Origin of the sequence: Flavobacterium sp. ALJ2, assembly GCF_015594725.1 — a bacterium.
Taxonomy (GTDB): domain Bacteria; phylum Bacteroidota; class Bacteroidia; order Flavobacteriales; family Flavobacteriaceae; genus Flavobacterium.
The window spans coordinates 182,146-192,970 of record NZ_JADNRC010000010.1 but is presented as its reverse complement, the minus strand read 5'-3'; the positions used below and the strand labels follow the sequence as shown (position 1 = coordinate 192,970).

The 10,825-nt window shown below is 29.5% G+C and carries 6 protein-coding genes and 1 pseudogene; 6 read left to right on the top strand and 1 reads right to left on the bottom strand.

Annotated elements, in window-relative coordinates; all coding sequences use genetic code 11:
* From IUY40_RS13320 to IUY40_RS13295, 6 genes and pseudogenes are all read left to right on the top strand, one after another.
* Positions 1 to 817, top strand: a pseudogene (locus IUY40_RS13320) (hypothetical protein); the annotation flags it as partial.
* A 285-nt stretch (positions 818 to 1,102) separates the two neighbouring features.
* A complete protein-coding gene (locus IUY40_RS13315; RefSeq protein WP_195737349.1) occupies positions 1,103 to 2,350 on the top strand; it encodes a gliding motility-associated C-terminal domain-containing protein in 1,248 nt (415 codons plus the stop codon).
* Between the two features lie 384 nt (positions 2,351 to 2,734).
* Positions 2,735 to 3,649, top strand: a complete 915-nt coding sequence (locus IUY40_RS13310; RefSeq protein WP_195737348.1) for a type IX secretion system membrane protein PorP/SprF — start codon at positions 2,735 to 2,737, stop codon at positions 3,647 to 3,649.
* A gap of 90 nt (positions 3,650 to 3,739) precedes the next feature.
* On the top strand, positions 3,740 to 5,653 hold the full coding sequence (locus IUY40_RS13305; RefSeq protein WP_195737347.1) for an OmpA family protein: 1,914 nt from the start codon (positions 3,740 to 3,742) through the stop codon (positions 5,651 to 5,653).
* A 403-nt stretch (positions 5,654 to 6,056) separates the two neighbouring features.
* Positions 6,057 to 8,384: an O-antigen ligase family protein gene (locus IUY40_RS13300; RefSeq protein ID WP_195737346.1), complete on the top strand. Its 2,328-nt coding sequence runs from the start codon at positions 6,057 to 6,059 to the stop codon at positions 8,382 to 8,384.
* A gap of 869 nt (positions 8,385 to 9,253) precedes the next feature.
* On the top strand, positions 9,254 to 9,529 hold the full coding sequence (locus IUY40_RS13295; protein ID WP_229335553.1) for a DUF983 domain-containing protein: 276 nt from the start codon (positions 9,254 to 9,256) through the stop codon (positions 9,527 to 9,529).
* A 319-nt stretch (positions 9,530 to 9,848) separates the two neighbouring features.
* On the opposite strand, the gene IUY40_RS13290 is transcribed toward IUY40_RS13295, so the two are convergent.
* The gene (locus IUY40_RS13290) at positions 9,849 to 10,595 is read right to left on the bottom strand and encodes an NUDIX domain-containing protein (protein WP_195737345.1); all 747 of its coding nucleotides are present in this window, start codon (positions 10,593 to 10,595) and stop codon (positions 9,849 to 9,851) included.
* Positions 10,596 to 10,825 lie beyond the last annotated feature (230 nt).

The following is a 10,825-nucleotide window of genomic DNA, read 5'->3' as shown; positions in this document are numbered from 1 at the left end:
AGAAGCAGTAGCTGCTGGAACTACTAATGAACTGAAGTTAACAGAAGGGAAATTAATCTCTAATGTAAACGGAGTATCGGCTTCAGTAGCATTAGATTTGAAAACTACAGTATCTAATGCGTTAAACGGAAAAGATTTAACGACTACAGTAAATGGAGTAACAGGAAATGTTGTTGATTTAACTAATGCAGTAAAAGCAGCCGAAACAGTAACTAAGCTTGAAGTAAATACACTTGCAAACGGTACTTTAGATTATACAGATGAAGAGACAGAGACTCATAAATTAGATATAACCCCATTAGTAAAAGAGCCTTGGTTTAGTACAACTACTAATAAAGGAGCAACTTCAAATACAGAGGATATCTATACAAATGGATGGGTTGGAATTGGATATACTGAAAAATCTGCCGTACCAAATGAAAAGTTGAGAGTTAATGGAACGATTACGACTGTGAATAGCTATTTTGCCGATTATGTGTTTGAAGATTATTTCAAAGGTTTTTCAGATATAAAAGCAGAGTATAAATTTAAGTCACTATCTGAAGTAGATGCATATATTAGAAAGAACAAGCATTTACCAGGAATAACACCTATAACTCAATTGGAGAAAACAGCCGAAGGATATGCATTTAATATTTCAGAATTGTCAATACAGTTGCTGGAAAAAACAGAAGAATTGTATTTACATGTTATTGAGCAAGATAAACAGCTTGATGCAAAAAACAATGAAATTGAAGAATTAAAAGCAAGTTCAAAAGCTATGAATGAGCGTTTGGAAAAATTAGAAAAATTGATTTTAGAAAAAAATAATCAATAATAAAAAGTTTAAGGAACTGCAATTTTTAATTGCAGTTCCTTATTAAAATTATAGGAATATGAAACATTTCATCTATAAAAATTAAAATATTTTTTTTGCATTTATACACAGTTGCGTTGGCAATTTAAAAGAGGCGAGAAATATTAATACAAGTTATACAATTCCTTAAGGATGATATGATAAAGTAAATACACCTCTTTTTAGAGTATGAAAAAAGAGGTGTATTTTTAATATAAAAAAATTATAACAAATTATGTTTATGGATAACATTTTAAAATAAAAGTTATGACCAAAATTTATATAAGTGCAATTATACTGGCAGTATGCACAGTCGGAAAACTAAACGCACAAACAGTAAATAAAGGAGAATTAGTAATGATGGGTGATACACAGTTCTCGTCAGTAGGAGATTTTAATAATTTTGCTACTGGAGATGTTATTAATGACGGAGTGTTCGTTGTTTATGCAAACTTTAATAATGATGGAATAGTAACATTTACTCCATCATTAGATCCAAATCAAAAAGATTTAGGTTTGCTCCATTTTAAAGGTACTAAAGGACCACAGCTTATTTCAGGAACATTACCCATTGAGTTAAATGATGTGCAGTTTGAAAATAAGTCAGCACAACCGGCTTTTCTTTTAACTGGGGACATAAGTGTATCGGGGACTTCTAATTTCTATTACGGTATTGTGGATAATTCTAACTACAACGGAAAAATCGTATTTGAAGCTAATGCTACTCATGATAAAGCAAGTAATCAGAGTTTTGTGCTTGGAAATGCAGAACAAAAAGGAAAAAATGAATTTAAGTTTCCTGTTGGTGACGAAGGATATTACAGACCGATTACCATTGGGCAAAGTAGTCAGGATGGTAAAGATTATGCAAGTGAATATTTTAAGAAAAATTCAAATGATAAATATCCACATAATAAAAAAGAGGATAAGATACTGCTGATTAATGATGCAGAGTATTGGAAATTTGATACAACTGATAACGTTATTGATTTTGCATTAACATTAGAATGGGATGAGAATACGACTCCAGGAGATATTATTAAGAATCTCAAAGATGATACTTCTATCGGTATTATAAGATGGGATGAAAAAGATAAAGAGTGGAAGTCTTATGATGTAGCAACAGATACTGATAATAAAACAGTAACAGCTAAAATTACAAAGGATGGTGTTTTTACACTAGCGAGAATAAATAAAGTACTTCCTCCTAAAGAAGAAGATGTAATTGTTTACAATGGTTTTTCACCTAATGAGGACGGAATTAATGATTACTTCTTTATAGAAGGATTATCAATTTATCCAGATAATACCTTAGAAGTTTATAACAGATGGGGAGTTAAAGTGTTTGAAACTTCAGGATATGGTATAGATGGAAACTGGTTTAAAGGAATTTCTGAAGGAAGGGCAACAGTTAGCAAAGGTGAAAAATTATCTACAGGAACCTATTTTTATGTACTGAGATATAAAATAAGTAAGGACATCACTAGAGAAAAAGTGGGTTATCTTTATTTCTAATAAAAAATAATGATAATTTAAACGAGTACTTTTTTACTTAATTAAGAAGAATTACCACTTTATTTGCATATTTATAAGTAATAAATTTGGTAGAAATTAGTGCACTCCCGATAGCTATCTGGAGTGGCTAAAAAATTTTGGAGTTTAATAAAATATAGTATTAGAGTATGAAAAATACAACTAAATTAATTTTATATAGGTTTTTATTTGGTTTTGTTATGCTGTTGCTTTTTATTCTTGTATCCTGTAGAACATGTCATTGTCCAGGCACCAATTAATTTTTTTCAGAAGACTATTTTAAAATATAGATTCTATGTTGATTTAAAAATGAAGTATACAAATTAAAATTATTACTCAAATCAGTATTTAAAAATTAAAAAGGATATGAAAAAAATAATAATAGTATTGTTATTTCTTGCTGGCTTTCACCCATCTTTTGCGCAGCAGGATGCTCAATATACACAGTATATGTACAACACCATGACGTTAAATCCAGGATATACTGGAACAAGTGGTGCTACAAGTATATTTGGAATTTATAGAGCACAATGGGTAGGATTAGATGGAGCACCCAAAACAGGAAGTTTTTCTATTCAAACACCTGTAAGTGAAAATGGGCAAGGATTAGGATTATCTATTATTAATGATCAAATAGGACCAACAAAAGAAACTACTTTCTCAGTTAACTATTCTTATCCAATTCAGTTATCCGAAGAGGTAAAGTTATCTCTTGGACTGAGTGCTGTGGGTAACTTTTGGGAAATTGATTATACTAAATTAAACATTCACGAAGGAAATGATATGCTACTTACAGGTTTAGAAAGTAAGTTTTCTCCAAACATAGGAGCAGGGGCATATTTCCATACAGATAAATGGTATTTTGGAATATCAGTACCAATGTTTTTGGAAACAGAATTCTACGACGATGTTAAAGTTTCGGTAGCTTCTAGAAAAAAACATTTTTATGCAATGGGGGGTTACGTATTTGAATTATCAGATGCAATAAAATTTAAACCTGCTGCGATGATAAAAACAGTAAGCGGATCACCACTTGCGGTTGATTTGTCAGCAAACTTTCTTTTTGAGGAAAAGTTAACATTGGGAGCAGCCTACAGATGGGATGCAGCAGTAAGTGCTATGGCTGGATTTCAGATTTCACAAGGTTTAAATATAGGCTATTCATACGATTTTGATACTCAAAAAATAGGTAATTACAACTCAGGATCACATGAGGTTTTCTTGCGATTTGATATATCCTCAAAATCAGTATATAAAATGATAACGCCAAGGTTCTTTTAATAATTAATTTGATGAATTATGATTTATAAAAAATTAACTATTGTTTTTATTTTCTTTTTGTCTTTTATAATGCATGAAAGCTATGCGCAGATGCAGAATAAAAGATTGCAAAAAGCAAATGAAGCTTACAATCAATTTGCATTTGTAGAAGCAGGTAAATTGTATAAAAGAATAGCAAATAAAGGAAATGCCTCAGCGAATGTATATGCCAGATTAGGAGATTCATATTATTATAATTCCAATTACCTTGAAGCGCTAAAATGGTATGCTAAGTTGATGGAAACTAGGGGTGATATAGCACCAGAATATTATTTTAGATATGCACAAACATTAAAAACAGCAGAGAAATATTCTGAAGCTGCCACTATCCTAAAAAAATACTATTTAAAAACAGGAAAAAGAGATATGAGTGATAGTTGGCTTCCTGAGAATTTCATGTCTAAAATAAAAGAACAATCGGGGCGTTATACGCTAAATAATGTCACAATTAATTCATCTTCATCAGAATTTGGGGCAGCTTTTTGGGGTGAGGACAAACTACTGTATGCAACATCCAAAAACTCTAGTTCAGTATTGACACAAAAAAACAGTTGGGACAATCGATCGTACTTTAATATTTATAGCGCAACTATTACTCCTGATGGTGGATTAGTAAAGCCTAAAATTTTAAAAGGAGATGTAAATTCAAAATTTCATCACAGTACACCTGTGATAACAAAAGACGGTAAAACCATGTATTTTACGGGGAGTAATTATATGGCAAAGAAATTAGGTAGAAGTAAAAAATTAGAAATTAATTATTTAAAAATATATAAAGCGCATTATATCGATAATCAATGGAAAAATATTGAAGAATTGCCATATCCTGTAAATAGTGACGGTTTTTCATCAGGCCATCCTGCTTTAAGTCCTGATGATAAAGAATTATATTTTGTATCAGACAGAAATAACGAAATGGGTAATTCAGATATATATGTAGGGAGCATAACAGAAGCAGATGGAATAAGTGATATCAGATTATTAGGCAGCGAAATCAACACATTAGGCAGGGAAACATATCCCTTTATAGATGCTTCAGGTACATTGTACTTTTCATCAAATGGACATCCAGGATTAGGAGGGTTAGATGTTTTTGCAGCTGCAAAAGACGAAGAAGGTATTTATAAAGTTGTTAATCTGGGAGACGGAGTAAATTCAGCTTATGACGATTTTGCTTATGGAATAAACAGAGAAAATCAAAAAGGATATTTTTCGTCAAATCGAGAGGGAAATGATGATTTGTACGGATTTACAGAAAAAAGTCCAGTAAATTTTTCATTCGATATAAAGCCAACTATTTCAGGTACAATGAAAGATAGTATTACAGGAGCTCCTATTGCAGGAGTTACAATTGAAGTTTACGATTCTGAATTTAATAAAATAACTAGTTATCTTACTGACAATGAAGGTAAATATTCGTTTTCTATTGAGCCATTTCAAAAGCACACATTAGTATATAAGAAAGTTGGACTTATCGAAGAAACTGTGTCAATTCCAATGTTACAACAGTTAGAAAAAAGAGTGATATCGCCTGATTTATATGATGAAATGGAAATTAATGTTGCTAATGTAAGAGTAAGACTGAATGAAGGAGACGATTTAACTAAAAAGCTAAAACTTGAACCAATTTATTTTGACTATGAAGGTTTTCAAATAAGAGAATCATCTAAAGAAGAGTTAGATAAAATTGTAAAACTCTTATTAGCCAGACCAAATATTTCATTACGAGTGAATTCACATACAGACAGTAGGGGTAGAGATGAATTTAATATGCGTTTATCAAAACAAAGAGCAGCTGCTACAGTAGAGTATATTGTAAAAGCTGGGGTTGCAAAAGAAAGAGTTACAGGCGAAGGATTTGGAGAAACAATGTTGATTAATCATTGTATAAATGGAGTGAAGTGCTCAGAAAAAGATCATGAATTAAACAGGCGTTCCGAATTTATCATAATATTTAATAAATAAAATTGAATAGTTTTTTTTTGGTTTGTAGAAGCAGCTGTAAACGGAGAAGTAGAATATCCGTTTATGGCTACTACTATTTTTAATAGAATATAACTCAGATTAGATATGTAAAACATATTAAATTTAAAAAAGATATTTGTGATAAGTAATAACTAATTTTTTTCTTGCAAAGAAAGCAGGTTTAAAATTTTTTTATTTTGCATATTAGCGTGAGAAATATAGGGCATAGCATAGAAAAGGTTTATTTAACTTAATGGTATTATGCTTATGCTAGCATGAAAATAAAACCTGCAAATAATAGCATCAATAATATTATATTTGTATATAATGTTATTTGTAAAGAGGCAATATCTTAAGATAATAGATCATTGTTGTTAATTAAAAATAAAAGCTAAATTCATATATGAAGTCTAGATTACAGAATAAAGAAACAGATAGTTTAAATTATATAGTGCTATTATTTATTATAGGCTATTTACTAATGGATTTTTTGCCATCATTTGAAACAATCGAAAGATATAGTCCGCAATATGTATATCTAGGATTAGTAAATATAGTTATTGGTGTTTATTGCTATTGTAACTCAAAAATAGTGCCTCAAAACTTGATTTCAATATATAAAGGAAGTACGATATTAAAAGTATATGTCACGTTTTTATTCCTTTGTGGAGCATCTATAATTACAGCTATTAATGCATCTTTGGCAGTAGTGGCTTTTAGCAAATTGCTAATTGTTTTTTGTATGTTCTTAAATTTAACAATACTACTTTATAATAGACTTGAGTTACTTTTTAAAATTGCTTTTATTGTTGGGGTTAGCATCCTTATACAGTCCATCTTAATCCTTTATGATTTTTCAAAAACATTAGATTTATCAGGCATTAAAGGGAATTCAGGGAATATAAATATACTTGCAGCTAGTTTTAATATAAAAATTCCTTTTCTAATTTTAGGAATTATACATTTTTCAAATTGGAAAAGAATAATGTTGGTCTTGGCTTTGCTCCTCAGCATTACTATAATATTTTTAACAGGCTCTCGGGCTACATTTTTGGGTTTGATCATACAGCTAATTGTTTTTTTAGTTTTTTATTGTAAAATAAACACAATAAAAAAGGCAGAATTTATAAAAATAGCTTGTATTGTTTTTCCAGTTATAATATCCTTTTTTGTTTCTAATCTAATTTTTGCAAAAGTAGGAGATTCAGAACGTTATCAGTCAGTAGGGAGCAGAATAGGGCAAATAGGATTAACTAACAATCAAACAGACTCATCAGCTAAACTACGATTAGATTTCTGGAAAAATGCAGGAGAAATTATTACAGAAAATCCGTTGTTAGGAGTCGGTATTGGAAATTGGAAGATTAAAAGCCTGCCTTATGAAAAGACGCTTGTAGATGATTCATATATTTCTAGTAATGCACATAACGATTTTTTGGAGTTAATGGCAGAAACTGGAATAGTTAACGGACTACTATATTTATCTCTGTTTATTTTTATTGTATGGATTTCAGTAAAGAAAATTTTACAATCTAAAGAAAAAGAAGTACAATTGATAGCTCTATTTTCTTTAATGTTGCTCTCTGGTTATGGACTTGATGCATTGTTAAATTTCCCTTTATACATACCAGCAGTGCAATTGGGCTTTTGCTTTTTATTGGCATTAACATTAGTTAATGGAAAAGAAGAAGTCACAGTTTCAGAGTCAGAAATATCAGTGCCAGGAATTAAAAAAGTACCAGTTGCAATAACTATTATCAGCCTTGTGTGTCTTTATTTTGCGTTTTCACAATTCAAAGCAGCACAATTAGAATATAAATTTAAGGTATATCAGGCAGCCTATAGAGTAAATGATATGTTACCAGAAACAGGGCGTTTATTAGAATCAAATGATATAATTGCTAATTTACCAACATATCCATCGTTGAGTTTTTACTCAGAACCTTTTGTAGAGTTTGCTGGAGTATCATTGTTTTATGAAAAAAAATACAAAGAAGCATTGCATTATTTTGAATTAGCACAAAAACTAAATCCATATTTAGGTAATTCAGATTGGTATATTCAAAAGATTGCTTTTAATAATGGAGATATTGATAAAGCCTATAAATATGCCAAAATTGCTTTTTATAAAAGACCAAGAAATAAAGATTTTTATTTATCGGCTCTCTTTATAGCCAATGAAAAAAAAGATACTTTGGAGATGCTGAAAATTCATAATCAATTTTCTAAATATCGAAAAATTCCAGAGAATTGGGTTAATACATCAAAAGCTTTACAATTATCAGGATTCAGTCGCCAGAAATTAATTTCTTTTCTTGATGAAGGATTGGTAGCATTTCCAAAAGACAGCCTTTTATTAGAAAGAAAATCAGATGTGCTTCATATTTTAAGGGACAATTATTTGCTAAAAGCACAGCAATACGGAAAGGAGCAAAAGTTTAATATGGCAATCATTTATTACGAAAAAGCATTAAATGAAGATCCTAAAAATGAGGTAGTGATACAGAATATAGGTATCTGTTATTTCAAATTAGATCAATATAAGAAAGCTATCGATTATTTATCTAAAATTGAAGATGCTGCAAGTTTGAATGATGGAAAAACAGAATACATTTTGGGAACTTGTTATATTGCACTTCAAGATAAAACAAAAGGATGTAAGTATTTGTGGATATCAAAAAATAAAAACTTCCCAGCATCAGAACAATTACTGGAGCGATTTTGTAAATAATTAATTTATAATCGGTAGTTGTTTGATTATTAGATTGAATAGGAATAAGTCGAAATTAATTTTATGTTTTAGTCAGAGATTTATTCATAATAGGTTGTCATTTACATCCGATTTTAGTCTTTCTGTATAATAGTAGTTGGTTTCATTACCTATTTGATAAATAAATCAGCTTTTTCAGCGTGCTAAAAAACAGCAATATAACTCAGTTGAATCACAATTCAAACCCTGTAGAATTGGTTTTGTTTTCAATAAATCCATAGGGAAACTGCTTTGTCATTCCGCTATAAATAGAAACATTGAAAAGAAATCAATTGATGATTTTTGCATATAGATTTAAATTTCATGCATTTTTATTCTCCCTCAATTAAAATCCCTCAGAGTTTTGTTACTTATAAATTAAAAAAAAATCGTATTTTGCGAAAATAATTTTGAAATTTACAGTTGTTATTATAGTTTCAGATTTTAAAAAAACCTTTTGAAGTTTTGTAAATCAGTTCTGAAAGTTATTGGAACAGTTTTTTTAAAACATAAAAGCAAAATAACAAAATACCTCAGTATTGGCAGTGAATTTTTAACGAAACAAATTTAACCACTTTCATAAATTGCTAAAGAATATATTTTAAGCATTATAGATTCTAGACATTATAAATCCATAAAATAAAAATTATTACTAGGTGTTTCTGGTAATTAAAAACAATGATTAAAATTAATATAGAGATTATTTATAGGTTTTTTTAGCTAATAAATGCCTAATAATTATAAAAACAAGAATGAAGTTATATAATATTTTTAAACTTAAATGCCCCAAATGTTATAGGGGTAATTTATTTACTAACCAAGGACTTTTTGTAGTGAAAGAGATCCGTAAAATGAATATAAATTGCTCACACTGTAATCAGGATTTTAAGATAGAACCTAATTTTTATTCAGCAGCATTATGGATTAAATATCCAATAATACTTATAATTGTAGTTCACTTGATTCTTTTAGTCATTGCATTAAATACAATGTATGGATTGTCATTAAAAATTCTGATACCAATTTTCATGATTATTTGCTTAGGAATGCAAGTTCCAATCATACGAATTTCTAAAGCAGTTTTGATTAATTTGAGTCTCAATTTTATTGGAGATAATAAAAAATAAGGCTTAATAAAGACACTAAGTCTCATTAGATGCAAAGGAACTGAAGTTTCCATCTGTTTTTACCATCGAGTATAATTTTTATTGAAACTAGCGTAATCTCCCAGATAGCTATCGGGACTGCCTACTTTATAGTTAATTTATGTAGTTCTGGATGTTAGTTTCAATAGCTGTTTAGTAGAAGTATAAAACGAATAAATCTCCCAATGACACCATGAATAACTTTTTTAGTCAGAGTAAGAGATTACTTTAAAACCCTTAGCATTTTTTTCTGTCGAGTAATAAACTTTGAACGTTAGTCTTCATAAAATTTTTGTAAAAGCTACCAACTTCCTTTAAAACCTTCTTTAAGAGCATTATTGTATTCTTCTAAATTAAAACTATATAAATCAGGAGCTTTATGAGCACCACCTTTGCGTGATTCATCTAATTTGATTAAGATATCGTAGCGTAATATTTTTCTATAAAAGTTACCACGATTAAGTTTTTTATCCAAAATAATTTCATATAATTTTTGAAGCTCAGGCATAGTAAATTTTTCAGGAAGCAGATTGTATCCAATCGGGTGATTGCTTAATTGTTTTCGTAGCGTAAGAAGAGCTTTGTCTAAAATTTCTCTGTGATCCATCATAAATGGAGGTAGATCATCAATAGGTTTCCATTCACAGGCAGTTGAAATGTCGTCTATATCTAGATTTACTTTAGAATGTTCAGCAAAAGCATAATACCCTATAGAGATAAATCGTTGTTTGTTCCATAGATTATCATCATAATCTTTAAAAATACCTTCAGAACGGTTTAAATTACCAAAAGTATAAAATTGTTGCAAATAGATATTTTCGGTACCCGTCCTGTTTTTTAAAATACGAACAGCGGCATCATCAATGTTTTCGTCTTTTTGCACATAGCCGCCAGGGAGGCCAAAAGAGTCTTGATCTTTCATTTTAATAGTGAGCACTTGAAGAGAAGAATCTTTAAAACTAAAAATGGCACAATCAATAGATAGTGTGGGAACATATTTTTCCCATGACACTTCAGAATCACTTTCTAGTATTTTTTTAAACTCCATAGAATATAATTACGGCCAAATTTACTCTTTTGATATTCATATATCAATTTTTAAACTTTCTTTATATTATTTTTTGTCAGATTTTTATATCAATAAAAATTATGTATTAAAGCTTTCTCCCACTGTTTATAAGGCTTAACGCAATCGTGATAGTGCTTTTTTATTAGAGTTTTAAAATATAGTAATAGTTGTTGTTTGTTAGTTATATGCGATTTATTCGTTGTTAAAAA